Source organism: Thauera linaloolentis 47Lol = DSM 12138 (assembly GCF_000310205.1).
In the GTDB taxonomy this organism is placed as follows: domain Bacteria; phylum Pseudomonadota; class Gammaproteobacteria; order Burkholderiales; family Rhodocyclaceae; genus Thauera; species Thauera linaloolentis.
In genome coordinates this window covers 1-15,353 of the sequence record NZ_AMXE01000032.1, presented here as the reverse complement: position 1 = coordinate 15,353, position 15,353 = coordinate 1, and the positions used below count along the sequence as shown (strand labels likewise).

Here is a 15,353-nt window from a genome sequence, read left to right as displayed (position 1 = left end):
GGGCGGCACGCCGTGCCTACGGCAGCGAAAAGCGCGCAGTAGCGGCGGGCCTGCCCGGCAGGTTGAGGACGGCCACCAACTTGGTGCCCGCGCCGACGCCGAACGCGCCGGCCGCTTCCAGGCGGTCGCCGGCCGGCTTCAGCTCGACTTCCTGCTTGCCGCCGGCGGACAACAGTGTGAGCTTCGCGCTGGCGTTGGAGACATCGACCGGCGCGCCGTGGTCGCGCACATGCAGCTGGATGCGTTCGTGCGTGGCGACCAGTTCCAGATCGAGGCCCCGCGCCTCGGCCAGCACCCCGCCGTGCATGGCTTCGTGTTCGTGCGGATGATCATGGTCGTGGCCCTCGGCGGCGAAGGCGGCGCCGGAGAGCGCCAGGGCGGCGATGGCGGCGAGTTTCGAGAATTTCATGGGTGCTCCTTTCGGGTTCGTGTGTCGTGGGGTCATGCAAGGGGTGCTGCGCTCAGAAGGCCTCGGCGTTGCGGTCGTCCAGCAGGCGCTCGACGTCGCGCCGGCCGAAGAGCCAGAACATCGCGGGGGTCAGGAAGGTATCCAGCAGGGTCGAACTGATGAGGCCGGAGAAGATCACCACCGCAACCGGGTGCAGGATCTCGGTGCCCGGCTGCTCGGCCTCGAACAGCAGCGGCGCCAGCGCGAAGGCCGTCACCAGTGCCGTCATCAGCACCGGCGACAGGCGTTCGAGCGAACCGCGCAGGATCATCGCGTGGTCGAAGTTCTCGCCCTCGACGCGCATCAGGTTGATGTAGTGGCTGACCTTGAGGATGCCGTTGCGCACCGAGATGCCGGCGAGCGTGATGAAGCCGATCAGCGCCGCGACCGACAGCGGCTGCCCCGACAGCCATAGCCCGATCACCGCGCCGACCAGCGCGAGCGGAATGTTGGCCATGATCAGCGCCGACAGCCGCACCGACTTGTAGCGGCTGTACAGCACCACGAACATCAGCACCAGCGACACGATCGACAGCAGCCCGACCAGCCGTGAGGCTTCCTCCTGCGCCTGGAACTGTCCGCCCAGCGTGATGAAGTAACCCTCGGGCAGTTTCATGTCGGCCACCGCTGTGCGGATGTCGGCGACGAGCTCCGACAGCGGACGCTGCTGCGCATTGGCCGACAGCACGATGCGGCGCTTGCCGTCGTCGCGGCTGACCTGGTTCGGCCCGTCGCCATCCTCGATCGACGCCAGCCTGGACAGCGGCACATGTCCGAGCGGTGTCTCGATGAGGATCTGCGCCAGGCCATCGACCGAGCGGGCGGACTCGGGCAGGCGCATGACCAGCGCGAAGCGCCGGCCGCCCTCGACGATCTGCGTGATGCGTTCGCCTTCGACGAGGTTCTGCAGCGCGGCCAGTACCTGCGGCGCCGGCACGCCATGGCGGGCAGCCGCGGCGTAGTCGATGCGCACCTTGATCTGCGGCGCCAGCACCTGCTTTTCCACCTCCAGGTCGGCAATGCCCGGAATGCCGGCCAGCCGCGCCTGCAGCGTGTCCGCCTGGCCCCGCAGGGTGTCGAGGTCGTCGCCGAAGATCTTGATCGCGATCTGCGAGCGCACGCCCGACAGCATGTGGTCGATGCGGTGCGAGATGGGCTGGCCGATGGCGATCGCCGCGGGCAGGTTCGCCAGCCGGGCACGGATGTCGGCGGTGATCTCGCCCATCGGCCGGTCCAGTTCGGAGGCCGGCTTGAGGCCCACGTCCAGCTCGCTGACGTGCACACCCTCGGCATGCTCGTCGAGTTCCGCCCGGCCGCTGCGGCGGCCGACGTGGGTGACCTCGGGCACCTGCTTCACCAGCACTTCGGCCTGCTGCGCGAGCGCGGTGGATTCCGCCAGCGTCACCCCGGGGTTGAGGCGCATGCCGATCAGCAGCGTGCCCTCGTTGAACGGCGGCAGGAAGGTCGTCGGGAAGAATGGCACCGCGGCGGCGGCGATGGCGACCGCGATGCCTCCGGCGGCCACTGCCGCCCGCGGGTGGTCGAGCACGCCCTGCAAGGCCCCGCGGTAGCGCGCCTTGAGCCAGGCGAGCAGGCGCGTGTCACCATGGTCGAGCGACTTCATCCTCGGCAGCAGGTAGAACGACAGCACCGGCGTCACCGTCACCGACACCACCAGCGAGGCCAACGTCGACACGATGAAGGCCACCCCCAGCGGCACGAACAGGCGCCCTTCCATGCCCGGCAGCGCGAACAGCGGCAGGAACACCAGCACGATGATGATAGTTGCATACAGGATCGCCGAACGCACCTCCATCGTCGCCCGCGCCACCAGCTCGATCGGGTGCAGGCGGTGGGTCTGGTGCTTTGCGCGGTCTTCCTTCAGGCGCCGCAGCACGTTCTCCACGCCCACCACCGCGTCGTCGACCAGGCCGCCGATGGCAATGGCGAGCCCGCCCAGCGTCATGGTGTTGATCGACAGGCCGAAGTACTTGAACACCAGCGCCGTCATGAAGATCGACACCGGAATCGCGGTCAGCGCGATCACCGTCGGGCGCAGCGTGCCGAGAAAGAAGAACAGGATCGCCGCCACGAACACCGACGCGGCGATCAGCTTGCCCTGCAAGGTGCTGATCGATGCCTCGATGAAACTCGCCTGGCGGAAGGTCACCTCCGGCGCTTCCATGCCGTCGGGCAGCGACTGCTTCATCTCGTCGAGCGCCTCTTCGATCAGGCGCGTCAGGTGGATGGTGTCGGCCGTGGGCTGCTTCTGGATGCCGAGGATGACGGCCGGCTTGCCCTCGAACCCGGCGTCGCCGCGCTTGAGCGCCGGCGCGAAGGTGACCGCCGCGATCTGCCGCAACAGGATCGGCTGCCCTTCGCGCGCGGTGATGGCGAGGTTCTCCAGGTCGTCCAGGCTGGAGGTGCGGCCCAGGTGGCGGATCAGGTATTCGCGTCCGGACAGCTCAAGGAAGCCGCCCGAGGTGTTCGATGCGAAGCCGCGGATCGCCGCTTCCAGCTGGTCGAGCGAGATTTCCAGCTCTGCCATGCGCCGGGTGTCCGGCTGCACCTGGAACTGGCGCACCTCGCCGCCGATCGGGATCACCTGGGCGATGCCGGGAATCGCCATCAGGCGCGGGCGCAGCACCCAGTCGGCGTATTCGCGCACCTGCATGGGCGTGGTTCTGGCTGTGTCGACCGGAATCGCGATCTGCATGATCTCGCCCATCACCGAACTGATCGGCCCCATGCGCGGAATCACGTCGGCGGGCAGGCCCTCCTCCATCGCCGACAGGCGCTCGGAGACCATCTGCCGGGCACGGAAGATCTCGGTGCTCCAGTCGAAGGTGACGTAGATGAAGGACAGCCCCGCGCTCGACACCGAACGCACGGATTCCACGCCGGGCAATCCGTTCATGGTCGTCTCGAGCGGGAAGGTGATGAGCTGCTCCACCTCCTCGGCCGCCATCCCGCCCGACTCGGTCATGATCGTGACCGTGGGCTTGTTGAGGTCCGGAAACACATCCACCGGCGTGCGCGTAAGCGTGAACGCCCCATAGGCCATCAGCACCAGGCTGGCAATGATCACCAGCATGCGGTTGCCCAGGCTATTGTCGAGTAGCCACTTGAACATCGGCTGGGCGCTCCGTCAGCGAATCTGGTTGATGAGCGTGGCCGCGCGCGTGGCCACGCGCTCGCCGGCGTCCAGGCCTGCGGTCACGGCAACGTTCGCGCCGTCGAACGGGGCGATGGTCACGGTGCGCGGCTCGAAGCGCTCGGGCGCGGTCTTCACCCACACGATGGACTGGTTCGCGGGATTCTTCAGCACCGATGCCGCCGGCACGCTCACGCCGTGCCGGGTGCTGCGCGTGTGCACGAAAACCTCGACCGGCTGCCCCAGCGCCAGCATGCTCAGGGCCTCGCCCTCGGCAGCGAACGTCAGCGGCAGAGCCTGCTCGCGCAGGCTGCGCGCCGCGCCGATGAACGAAAGCGGCACGCGTGCGTCGCCCACGACGACGCTGGCGCCGGCGATGTCGGCGGCGAGCTGCGCGTCGTAGGCCAGCGCCTCCACGCGCAGCCGCTTCGGATCGACGATCTCGAACACCAGTTCGCGCGCATCGACCACCTGGCCGGCCACTGCGTTGCTCGACGCGACCACGCCCGACACTGGCGCCACCAGCGCGTCGCGGTTCCTGAGCCCCACATTCAGCGCGCTGGCGCGCGCGCCGAGGCTGGCGAGTTCGCTTTCCGCCGCTTCGATGTCCTTGCGTGGCACGGTGTCGGCCAGCGCCCGAAGACGTTCGAGGCGCTTCTCGGCGAGGCCCTTGGCGGCCTGCAGTTCCGCCAGTTGCGCGAGTTGATTCGAGCGTTCGATCTGCCCCGCTGCCGGCACCACGTAGGCGAGCACCTCGCCTTTGTTCACCGTCTGCCCGACAGCGGGCAGCCCTTGCGGTCCGGCTTCCAGGCGGCCGGCCAGCATCGCCTGCACCTTGCCGCCGGCGTTCGGGTCCATCACCACCCTGCCCGCCAGCGTGACGGCGCGCGGCAGATCGCCGGCCTCGGTCAATTGCGTCAGCACACCGATCTGGCGCTGCGCGGGTTTGGGCAGAAACACGCTGCCATCGGGCAGGCGCCGCGGACCATTGCCGCTGACCAGCGCCGGGCCTTCGTCGCCATGGTCGTGGCCGGGGCCGGCCAGGGCATTGCCCGAAGCGCCTGCAAGCGCGAGGTACAGGGCGCCGATCAGGATCACCGCTTTCATGCCACACCTCCGGCGGAATGGCCGCGGGTGCCGCCCTTGCGCAATACCGCCCTGCCGGCGCCGCCGAGCGCCAGCAGGCCAGCCACCAGCCAGCCGGCATAGCGGGTCATGTCAGCGGCCGGCTCCTGGGCGTGCGCATCGGTGTCGTCGTGCACATCCAGCTCGCCGGCCAGCAGATCGGCCTCGTCGCCGGCGAGCACCATCACCGTCACCGGCAGCACGCCGGGTGCGGGCGGCTCGGCCAGCATGGCCTCGAAAGTCCCGTCCGCGCGGGCTTCGAGCGGAACGGGCGTGCCGCCGATGTCCAGTTCCAGCGTGGCGCCGTGGACCGGGCTGTTGTCGGCGAAGCGGTCGAGGTAGACGGTAAGATGCCTGCCGTCGATCACGCCGACCAGCTCGAAGAGTTCCGATGCGGCGGCGAAACGCGGCAAGGCCGGGCCGGCCAGCGCAGCCGGCGCGTCGCCATGGTCGTGCCCGGGACCGGCAGCGGCCGGGGCGGCGAGGCCCGCAAGTGCGGCAGCCATGCTCCAGGCCGCCAGGGTATGGACGATGTTCATGTAGGGGATTCCTTTATTGGGGCAGCAGACCCAGCGCCTGGCGCAGGGTGGAAATGGCGGCGGCCAGATCGATGCGCGCGCGGGCAAGCTGGCGCTCGGCCTCGGCGGCTTCGAGTTCGATGCGCAGGCGGGTCGGCAGATCGGCCTCGCCCAGACGGAAGGCCTGCTGGAAGAAGCCGCGAGATTCCTTCGCGAGCTGCGCGCGCCGCTCGGCCGCGGCCAGTTGGGTGCGTGCCGACTCGACACGCACCTGCGCCAGATCGGTGTCGGCGAGTACGCGCTCTCGTTCGAGCCGGAACTGGGCTTCAGCCTCGATCGCCTCGGCATTGGCACTGGCGACGCGTGCCTGGTGCCGCGATCCGGCGCCGAACGGAATCCGCAGGGCCAGCGTTACCGTTTGTTCCCAGTCTTCGCCCGAAGCGCCCCGCTCGCGCGTGGTCGCCAGGCTCAGTTCCGGATTCGCGCGCCCCTGGATGCTGGCGAGCGCCATCGCACGCCGCGCGACCTCGGCCCGGTCCCGCAGTTCGACCACCGCGGGGTGGCCAGCATCGGCAGCCACTGCCACCGCGGCGCCGCCCGGATCGGCTTCGGCGGGCGGTATCCGGCCCGCGTCGAAGGCCGGCGCCAGCCCGGTCAAGGCACGCAACTGCTGTGCCGCCTCGGCCTGTGCGTTGCCGGCCTCGGCTGCGGCGGCTTCGGCGGTGGCCAAGGCGCCTTCGGCCTGGTGCTGGTCGGCCCGCGCCAGTTCGCCCACCTTGACGCGGCGCGCCACGTCCGCGACCAGCTCGCGCGCATTGCCGAGCCGTTCGCGGCCCAGCTCCGCCTCGATCAGCGTGCGCTGCCAGTCCCAGTACGCGGCCCTGACCGCCGCGGCGGTGCGCAGACGGGCGGCTTGGGCGCGGCTCTCGCCGGCAGCCATCTCCGCCATGGCGAGATCGGCCGTGCCACCGCGTTCGCCAGGCAGCCAGATCGGCAGGGCAAGGCCGATCTCATACTCGCGGCTGCCGTGATTGCCGTCGAAGCGGTCCGTCTTGCCCGCAAGCTCCAGCGAGGGCGGTTCGGCCAGCCAGTTGCCGGCGCTTTCGCGGCGGGCCTGCGCGGCTGCCTGCTGGGCGTCGAACGACAGCGCCTCCGGCTGCCGCGCCCAGGCGGCCTCGAACGCTCGTTCCAGCGTCAGCGGGCCGCCGCCTCCCGTGGGCTGGCACCAGGCGCTGCCAGCGGCGAGGCCAAGCAGCAGCCCCGCCGCCCAAGTGATACGTTTTCTTTGAAGCATCCAATTCTCCGCAAAGGACAAGGTACGGAAAACCGGCAAGGCACGATCGCACGGGCCGCGGCGCAACTGCGCGGCAGCGAAACCACAGGATCGAAACGGATGCGACCGCCCTGCCGATCAGGCAGGGAGGCGCCACTTGGGCCGTTCTGGCTCGGCAGGAAGCCCGGCGAGCAGCCAGGCCCGTGGCTCGGCGCGGGGTAGCGCGAGCTCGACGCCGAAAGGCGGAACAGACGCACCGACGGGCAGCACCATGCAACTGGCCGCATGGCAGAAGCTGCAGTCGGAATCGACCCCGCTCCCTTCGGTGCCGGACGTGTCGCCGGCGCCGGACTGGTGGGGGTGCGCATGGTGCCCGAGATGCTCGGCCGCTGCGCCATCCTCATGCTGGCAATACACGCTCACTGCAGCCCAACTGGATTGGAGCGGCAGGATGAGCAGGAGGAGAATCGCGAGCCAGCGGCACATGGAGGCGGATTGTAACGATAAGAACGAGAATTAAGAACAGTACGGACAACTATCTCGATCGCCATTGCCCGAAAAAGTCCGTCCGGGCGGCTTCCGCCCTGCCCGGACCCTGTTCGGGGCGTCAGCCCCCGTAATAGATCCGGTTCATCCGTGCCCGCTCCGCCGGCGAGATGTTCACCAGTTCATCGAGCACTTGCTGGCGTGTCTTTCCCGGCCCGGCGCCGCGCGAAGGCACGGGCATGGCGCGTTGCAGATAGTAGTGGCTGCCGTCCGCCTTGGCCTGCTCCAGTTCGCGCAACACGTCGGCACGGGTCTTGATGTTCTGCGCATGATCCGGGAAAGCGGCATAGCCCACTTCGCCGCCGATGAAATGCCAGTCGGATTCAGCCAGCACAATCCCCGGCGAGAGGCAGGCGGCGGCGAGCAGTGACACCAGGGTGGACGTTCGGGCTTTGGACATGACGAGACTCCTTTCTTTGATATGGAATGTGCATCCCGCCCCGCCGATTCCGGATCCCATGGGCTGAACACGGGCCGTACTGTAGGAAACCGTCCACGTCGAAACGCGAACAGCCCGATTACGATTTCGTAATCCCGGATGGCCGCCCGCTCCGTGATAATCCGCGCATGAAGATCCTGGTCGTCGAGGACGAGCCCAAGCTCGCCGAATACCTGCGCAAGGCGCTCACCGAAAGCAGCTACATCGTCGATGTCGCACACGGCGGCATCGAAGGGCGCTATCTCGCGCTCGACGGCCACTACGATCTGGTGGTGCTCGACGTCATGCTCCCCGGGCTGGATGGCTTCGCCCTGCTGAGGGCGCTGCGCCGCGAAAAGCATGTCCCGGTGCTGATGCTCACCGCGCGCGACAAGGTGGAGGACCGGGTACGCGGCCTGCAGGATGGCGCCGACGACTATCTCGTCAAGCCCTTCGCCCTGTCCGAGCTGCTGGCCCGCGTACAGGCCCTGCTGCGGCGCGGCGCGCTTCCATCCGGCCAGGCCGCCCCGGCCACGCTCGGGCTGGCCGACCTGGAACTGGATCTGGTGCGGCGCAAGGCATCGCGCGGCGGACAGCGCATCGATCTGACGGCCAAGGAGTTCGTGCTGCTGACCCTGCTGCTGCGCCGGCACGGACAGGTGATATCGCGCACCGCGCTGGCCGAACAAGTCTGGGACATGAACTTCGACAGCAACACCAATGTCGTCGAAGTCGCGGTACGCCGCCTGCGCGCGAAGATCGACGACCCTTTCGAACGCAAGCTGCTGCATACGGTGCGCGGCATGGGCTACGTCCTCGAAGACCGGGGCGCCTGAGCATGCTCCCGCGACGTTCGTTGCGCCGCTGGCTGTCGTCATGGCTCGCGGCACTGGGCCTCGCCGGGCTCGGCTTGGTCTGTATTGTCGTCTATGTCGCCAGCAGCCTGAATTTTGCCGCCCGGCAAGCCGAGGAACTCCACTATAGGCAAGAGCTGATCCGCCATCTCGTCGGCGAGATCGCCACCCGGGAAGAGCTGCCGAGCCTGCGCCACAAGCTCGACGACTTCTTTGTCGGCCATGGCGATCTCGGACTGCGCCTGAGCGGCGAGGCGGGCACGCCGCTGTATGCGACGCCGGGGCCCTCCGAGGCCGGCATCAGCCTGCGCCGGATCGCTTTCGAAATTCCAGCGCCGTGGCCGGACGGCCCCCCGCTCCTGGCCGAGCTGACGCTCGACGTCCGCTCCGATGCCCAGTTGCTGAAGAAACTGGCCTGGACGCTGCTGGCAAGCGCACTGGCCGGCGCGCTGGTGGTTTCGGCCGGCGGCGCATGGCTCGTGCGGCGGGCGCTGCTGCCTGTTCGCGATCTGGCACGGCAGGCCGCCGCACTCAAGCCCGAGAACGTCGGGCGCCCGCTCGACGGCTCGGCGCAAGTCGAAGAACTGCAGCCCCTGGTCGGGCAGTTCAATGCAATGCTCGCGCGCCTGGATGGCGCCTACCGGCAACTCGAAGGCTTCAACGCCGACGTCGCCCACGAACTGCGCACGCCGCTGGCCAGCCTGATCGGTGAAACCGAACTCGCCCTGCACCGTGAGCGCGGCATCACCGAACTGAAGGAGGTCCTCGGCTCAAACCTTGAGGATCTCCAGCGCCTCGCGAGCCTCGTCAACGACATGCTGTTTCTGTCGAGGGCCGACCGCGGCGAGCGTGCGCGGCGAAGCCTGGTCCGAAGCCTCGCCGCGCTCGCGGCCGAAGTCGTCGACTTCCACGAGGCCGCGCTGCACGAAGCGGGTGTCGGTGCCAGGGTGCAAGGCGACGCCGAGGGAGAATTCGATTCCGCGCTGCTACGGCGCGCGCTGTCGAACCTGCTCGCCAATGCGACCCGCTTCGCACAGCGCGGCACCGTGATCGATATTGACATCGCGCCGGACGCGACCGGCAGCGTCCGGCTATCGGTCAGCAACAGCGGCCCGGCGATTCCCGCCGAGCATCTCCCCCGGATCTTCGAGCGCTTCTACAGGGCCGATCGGGCGCGCGAACACGGCAAGGACAATCACGGGCTCGGACTGGCCATCGTGGCGGCGATCGCGCGCATGCATGGGGGCACGGCCTTCGCCCACTCTCGCAGCAGGACGAGCGTAGGCATCAGCCTCCGCACTTCGGATCTGCGGCCTCCGGCTCAGAAATTGAACTGCACTCCCATGCTGACGGTTCGGCCGGGCCCGGGCGTGGGCACGTTCGACATCGGGTCCAGATAGTAGAGGTCGGTCAGGTTGGTGACGCCGAAGTGCAGCGCAACATCCCTGGCCAGGCGGTAGCGCCCGTAGGCGTCGATGACCAGCGAGGAGCGCCAGTGGTAGGGCTTGCCGGTGGTCTCGAACATGCGCCAGAAGCCCTGCTCCACCAGCTTGTCGTACTGCCCGGTTTCCACCTCGCTGTGGTAGACCGCGCGCAGACCGAGCTCCAGATCGTCGTTCAGCAGCCGGGTGCCCACGTCCAGGTTCATGGAGTACTTGGGCTGCAGCGACTGGTAGCCCCGCGTCGCGCCGAAGCCGCCGTCGATGCATTCCGGCGCGCGCCGCAGGTACAGGTCGAACGACACCGCCGTGCTGCGGTCGCAGGTCACCTGCTTGAGCCGGTAGGTCCCGCCCAGCGAGGCGAAGTACCGCCCCGTATCCACGCGCGCCAGCAGCTCGACGCCCTTGTTGATGCGTTTGTCGTACTGGATGATGCGCTTCTCGCTGCTGGTGTCGATGACGTCCTTGATCGTGTTGTGGTAGTAGGTCAGGCGCACGTCCCCCAGCAGCAGCGGGCGCCAGTATGGTGCAAAGTTGAAGGCGTAGCCCGCTTCCCAGTTGTGGCTGCGCTCCGGCTTCAGGTCGATGCCCGGCGTGGTGATGCGGCTCAGCACGCTGACGGGTTCCGAGGCGGTGGATTCATAGATGCTGGGAAAGCGCGTCATCTGCGCATAGCGCAGGAAGATGCGGCTGTTGTCCGTCGCGGCATAGGTCAGCGCCAGCATGGGCGACCAGGCGCGGCCCTTGATTTTCTGCGGCTCGCGCCATTTTTCCTCTTCGCTGATGTCTTGAGGAATCTGGCGCACCCGTCCCTGTTCAGATGCGTTCGTTCCCTCGAACATCGCCTGCCCGGCACCTACGATTTCCTGCTTGATTTCATTGTAATCATATGGATTATCACCCAGCGCTCTGGTCCCGCTAACCACATCACCTATCAGATACTTGTAATAGCTGCCATTCTGTCCCTGCGGGTTTTCGACCTGCTCATCGAACATCTCTGGGCGTATTCTTTCCGTTACAGCAGAGACATCCAGCTTGCCATTGCGATACGGCGCAATCACATCCTTCACCAGCCGGTAATACGCCGCATCATCTACAGGGGTAAAGTTGCCGTCTTTGTATTTTTTTCCGTCAGCCGCATTACCCAAGGACACAATCTCCTCGTCGAAAATCGGATTGACCCCATATTTTTCTTTGAATGCCAAATACAAGGCATCAACCGCCTGCTGCGCCTCGCCTCCGATACCACCTTCGGCATTCCATTCAGCCTGCGCCCTCATCACCGCCTTGTACTCCTCCGTCATTGCGCCATCCATGATCTCGTAGTACGGCACGACAATGCCCGCGGTGTACTGATCATGCCCGCTGCCCAGGCCATAGCGCCCGTTGCCGTTGCGCCGCTCGCGCGCCAGGGCGTCGTCGTAGGCCCAGAACTCGTGGTAGCGCACGCCGGCCTGCAGGTTCAGCTTGCTGGTCACCTGCCAGTCGAACGAGGTATTCACCCCCCACTCTTCGCGCCGCCCGCCGCGCGGGCCGGCCATGTTGGCCAGGCTGGTGATGGTGCCGAGGAAATTGAACAGATCCTGCCCGTTGACGATCCGGTTCTGCTCGTCGAGCTTCTCGCGCTGGAAATCGGCGCGCACATTGACGCGGAAACGGTCGTTGAGACGGAACAGGTTGGCGATATCGAAGCCGTCGCGGGTCACGCTGGTGCGTTGCTCGGCGCCCGAGATCACCCGGTAGCGCCCGTCGTCGTTGGGGTTTCCGGCGATCATCTCTTCGCGGGTGGTGTTCTCGTCGAAGCCGTAGACCAGGCCCACCATGTCGCAGGAACCCCAGGCATCCATGTAGTCCGGCAACTGCTTGCGCACGTTGCACCAGTACCAGGCGTCGTACCAGACGTCGGGCTGATGCACCCCGAGGCTCATGCCGCCGCTCTGGTGACGCTCGCTGGTCGTCTTGACCCGCCACAGGTTGGCTTTCAGGTCGATCAGCGGGTTGGCCCCGGACTTCCATTCGTAGCCGAGCTTGTAGGTGTCGGAGCGGATATTGGAATTGATGGTCTGCACCTGCATGGGCGGCACCTTGCCCATCAGGTTCGGATTCAGCTCGCTGAAATTGAGCTGGAACTGCGTCTGGAACGGATTGATCTCGCCGAACAGGATGTCATTGCGCATGAACTCCACGCTGATCTTCTGGTTGTCCCCCAGATACCAGCTGTTCTTGGCCAGTACCGTCTCGGTGCGCGTGTTGCTGTTGAACACCTCGTCGCCCGACTTGTACATCTTCGCCATGTTGGGGATGAAGGAATCCGAACCGATGCAGTCGGTTCCGCGCCCGCAGTAGTAGTCCTCGTCGTACACCGGGTTGTCCAGGTAGCCGCCGGCGTCGCGCTTGCCGGCAAAGTAGTTGCCCTTCTTGCGGTAGCTGTAGGCCAACATGCCGTCGCTCAGTTCCGTCCGGAACGCGCCAGCGATCATCAGCGAACGGTCGTCGCCGAAGTCGAACTTGCCGCGGTCATCCTTGTTGCGCGGTACGAAGGCTTCATCGGTGATCAGCGAAAACGGACTGCGGTCGCCGGTCATCCAGTCGACGCCGCCGCCCGCGCCATCAGCCGTCGCCCCGCCCGGCAGAGTGCGATAGTCGTCCCAGCCGAGGAACTTGCTCAGGTCGTGTTGCGGTTTGGCCGCGTTGTTGGACAGATCGGTCTTGATCTGCAGGCCCCAGCGCTCGCCTTCCGGCACGATGTCCTCGGCATCGATGGTGCGGATGACCACCGAGCCGCCGACGCCGGTCTTGTGCCCAGCGGCGATGTCCGGGCCCTTGTCGACCGCGATGCTGCGGAACAACGCGGAGTCGATGTAGTTGCGGTCGCCCACGCCGTAGTTGTTCATCCATACGTCGACGGTCTGCTCCGTGCCGTCGATGCTCACCGGGATACGCCCCTTGCCGGTGATGCCGCGGATGTTCGGCGTGATCGCGCCGCCCGCCGTGCGGGTGTTCATGTTGTAGACGCCGTTCAAACCCTTCAGGACATCCCCGGCGGCATTGACCTGGAAGCGCTCCAGGTAGTCCCGGTCGACGTACAGGTTGGAAACGTTCCTTTCGAACACGTCCTCGCGGCCGATCTCGTCCGGCGTGCGCCGGCCGGTCACCAGCACGCTCTTCAGCTCCGTCGCATTCCTCGACGCGCGGTCTTCGCCCGAAAGCTCGGGCAGTGCCGAACGCAGCGTGTAGGTATTCGTATCGATCTTCACCAATTCCAGACCACTGCCCTGCAATGCGGCGCGCAGGGCCTGTTCCGGGGACAGCTGGCCGCGTACCGGCGCAGCCTGCCGACTGGCCACCAGGCCGGTATCGACGGTCAGCGCGAGGCCGGCTTCGCGGCTGATGCGGTTGAGCGTGGCGGCGAGCGGCGCGGCCGGCAGATCATAGCTGTGGCTGCTGGCGGCGGTGGATTGAGCGAGAGCCGCGGCGGGGATTGCTCCACTCAGGGTCAGCAGCAGGGCCAGGGCAGCGGGGCGCAGCGGAAAGGGGGGGACACGGGGCGGGACAGACATGCGGCAGGCTCCAGAAATGGTCGGGGAAAAGCTTCTTTCCCCTGTCTGCCGAACGAGTCCGGAAAAGTGATAGAGGCCGGCGAAAAAAGTTCACCGGGCGGGCGCGGCCTCGATGCTCACCAGCCAGCCACCATACCTGACGACACGCACCGGCAACGATGCGGCCAGGACGGCCAGCGCGCGCTCGCCATCGTCGAGCGGCAGCGTGCCGGTGACGCGCAGGTCGGCGGCGTCCGGCGCCACCCACAGCAGTCCGGGGCGATAGCGGGCCAGTTCGGCGGCGACGGCAGCAAGCGGCTCGCCGTCGACCACCAGCATCCCCTCCTTCCACGCTTCAGCATCGGCCCTGGCGGGCAGAACGGCGCCGACCGCGTCGGCAGTCAGATGCAGGCGCTGGCCGGCATCGACCCGCTGTTCGGCCGCGCAGGCGGCTTCGGGCTCTGCCGGGCAGACCGCGGAGCGGGCGAGCACGGCGGATTCGGTGACGGTCAGCAAGGTGCCGCCATCGTCTCGGCGGACGATGAAACGCGTCCCCAGAGCGCGCAGGCTGCCATCGGCGGTAAGTACGATGAAGGGGCGTCTTTCGGCGGGGTCTCCATGCGCGGTCTCGATGTGGATTTCGCCTTCGCGCAAGCGGACGGCACGCCTGTCCGCGCCAAAATCGACATCCACCGCGGAACGGGAGTTCAGGACGATGACGGTATTGTCGGGCAGCGTGACGGTCCGCCGTTCTCCGGTTCCGGTGCGATAGTCGGCAAGCAGACCGCCAATGGGCTGGTGGCGATCGATGAGCAGCGTGCCGAGACCGACGGCAAGGGCCAGCACGAAGGTGCCGGCGGCTTCCTTCCAGCCTGCCCGGCGCCTGCTGCGGGCGAGAACATGGCGGATCGGAGCCTGCCGGGGCAGCGCGCCGAGTTCGGCATCGATCTGCGCCAGTTGGCGCCAGGCGCGGGCATGATCGGGATGCGCAGCCAGCCAGGCCTTGTGAGCCGTCCGCTCCGGATGCCCGGCGGCCATGCCGTCGAGCTGCAACTGCCAGGCGATGGCGTCGTCGAGCACCCGCCGCGAGACGGGCTTTTCATCATCGCGGCTACAGGCGCTCATCGCGTCATTCGGCCGTGCCATAGCGCAGTTCGTAGCATTGGCGGGCGACCTTTGTCAGGTATTGGCGCACACGCGACACCGAGACCCCGAGCCTGGAGGCGATTTCCGCATGCGTCAGACCGTCGAGACGGCTGAACAGCCATGCGGCGCGGGCTTTGGCGGACAGGCCATCGAGCAGGCGATCCACTTCCATCAGCGCCTCGAGCACGAGTTGTCTCTGCTCTGGCGAAGGCGCCGTCGCCTCCTCTTCTCCAATCAGCGATTCGCGCCAGGCACGTTCGAGTTCGCGGCGGCGGTAATGGTCGATGACCAGCCCATGTGCAATGGTGGTCAGGTAGGCGCGAGGCTCCCGTACCCTGGAAAGCTGCTCCCGCCGGCTACCGAGAATGCGCAGAAAAGTGTCCTGCGCCAGATCGGCGGCCTGCTGCTGGCACCCCAGCTTGTGGCGCAGCCAGCCGAGCAGCCAGCGGTGGTGCTCGTTGTAGAGTTCGGCGACGTTGGATGCTTCGGACACGAAACGACCCAGGCAAAAGGAAAAAATCTGGCCAGCTGAGCGGCACAAACCAGAGAACGCTTCTCATTCTCTATTCAAAGAATGGAAAGCGTCAATGCTGGAAACGCGTGAAGCAGATGTCCATGCGCCTGCCCCTGGCGTGCAATCGCTTGCACACCTGAAGCGGCAATGCGGGGCTGCGTGGCCCCGAGGCTCACATCACGAGCGGACGACAAACCGCATGGGCTGCCTAATCCGCGCTGTTCCCAGCCACTCAGAAGCTGTGGCGCAACATGATGCTGGCCTCGGTCTGGCGGAAGCCGAAGGCCCAGTCGAGGTTGCTGCGGTTGCGGCTGTGGCGCACGCGCAGTTCCGGCACCAGCCCGGCGATCTTCCAGCCGTTGGCGCCCAGGCTGACGAT

General features: G+C 67.0%; 12 protein-coding genes. 2 read left to right on the top strand and 10 right to left on the bottom strand.

The genetic code is table 11. The features are described from left to right. Nucleotides 1-16 precede the first annotated feature (16 nt). The 7 genes from C666_RS10040 to C666_RS10010 form a co-directional block, all read right to left on the bottom strand. Nucleotides 17-409, bottom strand: a complete 393-nt coding sequence (locus C666_RS10040; protein ID WP_004337942.1) for a hypothetical protein — start codon at nt 407-409, stop codon at nt 17-19. A gap of 52 nt (nt 410-461) precedes the next feature. Further along, entirely contained in the window at nt 462-3,581 is a 3,120-nt protein-coding gene (locus tag C666_RS10035; RefSeq protein ID WP_004337941.1) for an efflux RND transporter permease subunit, read from the bottom strand. 15 nt (nt 3,582-3,596) lie between these two features. Beyond that, nucleotides 3,597-4,709, bottom strand: coding sequence for an efflux RND transporter periplasmic adaptor subunit (locus C666_RS10030; RefSeq protein WP_004337940.1), 1,113 nt, complete (start codon nt 4,707-4,709; stop codon nt 3,597-3,599). Further along, the gene (locus C666_RS10025) at nt 4,706-5,266 is read right to left on the bottom strand and encodes a hypothetical protein (RefSeq protein WP_004337939.1); all 561 of its coding nucleotides are present in this window, start codon (nt 5,264-5,266) and stop codon (nt 4,706-4,708) included. The genes C666_RS10030 and C666_RS10025 overlap by 4 nt, the downstream gene beginning before the upstream one ends. Nucleotides 5,267-5,279: 13 nt before the next feature. Continuing rightward, the gene (locus tag C666_RS10020; protein ID WP_004337938.1) at nt 5,280-6,539 is read right to left on the bottom strand and encodes a TolC family protein; all 1,260 of its coding nucleotides are present in this window, start codon (nt 6,537-6,539) and stop codon (nt 5,280-5,282) included. A gap of 117 nt (nt 6,540-6,656) precedes the next feature. Further along, nucleotides 6,657-7,004: a hypothetical protein gene (locus tag C666_RS10015; RefSeq protein ID WP_004337936.1), complete on the bottom strand. Its 348-nt coding sequence runs from the start codon at nt 7,002-7,004 to the stop codon at nt 6,657-6,659. A gap of 121 nt (nt 7,005-7,125) precedes the next feature. Next, the gene (locus C666_RS10010; RefSeq protein ID WP_004337934.1) at nt 7,126-7,464 is read right to left on the bottom strand and encodes a DUF4148 domain-containing protein; all 339 of its coding nucleotides are present in this window, start codon (nt 7,462-7,464) and stop codon (nt 7,126-7,128) included. Nucleotides 7,465-7,631: 167 nt separating this feature from the next. Between C666_RS10010 and C666_RS10005 the strand changes: the two genes are divergently transcribed. Beyond that, nucleotides 7,632-8,318, top strand: a complete 687-nt coding sequence (locus tag C666_RS10005; RefSeq protein WP_004337933.1) for a heavy metal response regulator transcription factor — start codon at nt 7,632-7,634, stop codon at nt 8,316-8,318. A 2-nt stretch (nt 8,319-8,320) separates the two neighbouring features. After that, nucleotides 8,321-9,736: a heavy metal sensor histidine kinase gene (locus C666_RS10000; protein WP_081593420.1), complete on the top strand. Its 1,416-nt coding sequence runs from the start codon at nt 8,321-8,323 to the stop codon at nt 9,734-9,736. Here C666_RS10000 and C666_RS09995 read toward each other — a convergent pair. The 3 genes from C666_RS09995 to C666_RS09985 all read right to left on the bottom strand — a co-directional run bounded on the left by C666_RS09995 (nt 9,658) and on the right by C666_RS09985 (nt 14,953). Beyond that, the gene (locus tag C666_RS09995; RefSeq protein WP_004337930.1) at nt 9,658-13,335 is read right to left on the bottom strand and encodes a TonB-dependent receptor; all 3,678 of its coding nucleotides are present in this window, start codon (nt 13,333-13,335) and stop codon (nt 9,658-9,660) included. The genes C666_RS10000 and C666_RS09995 overlap by 79 nt on opposite strands. A 90-nt stretch (nt 13,336-13,425) precedes the next feature. Further along, entirely contained in the window at nt 13,426-14,439 is a 1,014-nt protein-coding gene (locus tag C666_RS09990; protein ID WP_038001419.1) for a FecR domain-containing protein, read from the bottom strand. A gap of 4 nt (nt 14,440-14,443) precedes the next feature. Further along, entirely contained in the window at nt 14,444-14,953 is a 510-nt protein-coding gene (locus tag C666_RS09985; protein ID WP_028792439.1) for a sigma-70 family RNA polymerase sigma factor, read from the bottom strand. Nucleotides 14,954-15,353: the final 400 nt, after the last annotated feature.

Excerpts from the sequence above, each read along its gene's own strand:
- C666_RS10010 (WP_004337934.1), bottom strand. The coding sequence starts at position 7,464 with ATGTCCAAAGCCCGAACGTCCACCCTGGTGTCACTGCTCGCCGCCGCC.
- C666_RS10040 (WP_004337942.1), bottom strand. The coding sequence starts at position 409 with ATGAAATTCTCGAAACTCGCCGCCATCGCCGCCCTGGCGCTCTCCGGC.
- C666_RS10030 (WP_004337940.1), bottom strand. The coding sequence starts at position 4,709 with ATGAAAGCGGTGATCCTGATCGGCGCCCTGTACCTCGCGCTTGCAGGC.
- C666_RS09990 (WP_038001419.1), bottom strand. The coding sequence starts at position 14,439 with ATGAGCGCCTGTAGCCGCGATGATGAAAAGCCCGTCTCGCGGCGGGTG.
- C666_RS10025 (WP_004337939.1), bottom strand. The coding sequence starts at position 5,266 with ATGAACATCGTCCATACCCTGGCGGCCTGGAGCATGGCTGCCGCACTT.
- C666_RS10005 (WP_004337933.1), top strand. The coding sequence starts at position 7,632 with ATGAAGATCCTGGTCGTCGAGGACGAGCCCAAGCTCGCCGAATACCTG.
- C666_RS10000 (WP_081593420.1), top strand. The coding sequence starts at position 8,321 with ATGCTCCCGCGACGTTCGTTGCGCCGCTGGCTGTCGTCATGGCTCGCG.
- C666_RS10020 (WP_004337938.1), bottom strand. The coding sequence starts at position 6,539 with ATGCTTCAAAGAAAACGTATCACTTGGGCGGCGGGGCTGCTGCTTGGC.
- C666_RS10035 (WP_004337941.1), bottom strand. The coding sequence starts at position 3,581 with ATGTTCAAGTGGCTACTCGACAATAGCCTGGGCAACCGCATGCTGGTG.
- C666_RS10015 (WP_004337936.1), bottom strand. The coding sequence starts at position 7,004 with ATGTGCCGCTGGCTCGCGATTCTCCTCCTGCTCATCCTGCCGCTCCAA.
- C666_RS09995 (WP_004337930.1), bottom strand. The coding sequence starts at position 13,335 with ATGTCTGTCCCGCCCCGTGTCCCCCCCTTTCCGCTGCGCCCCGCTGCC.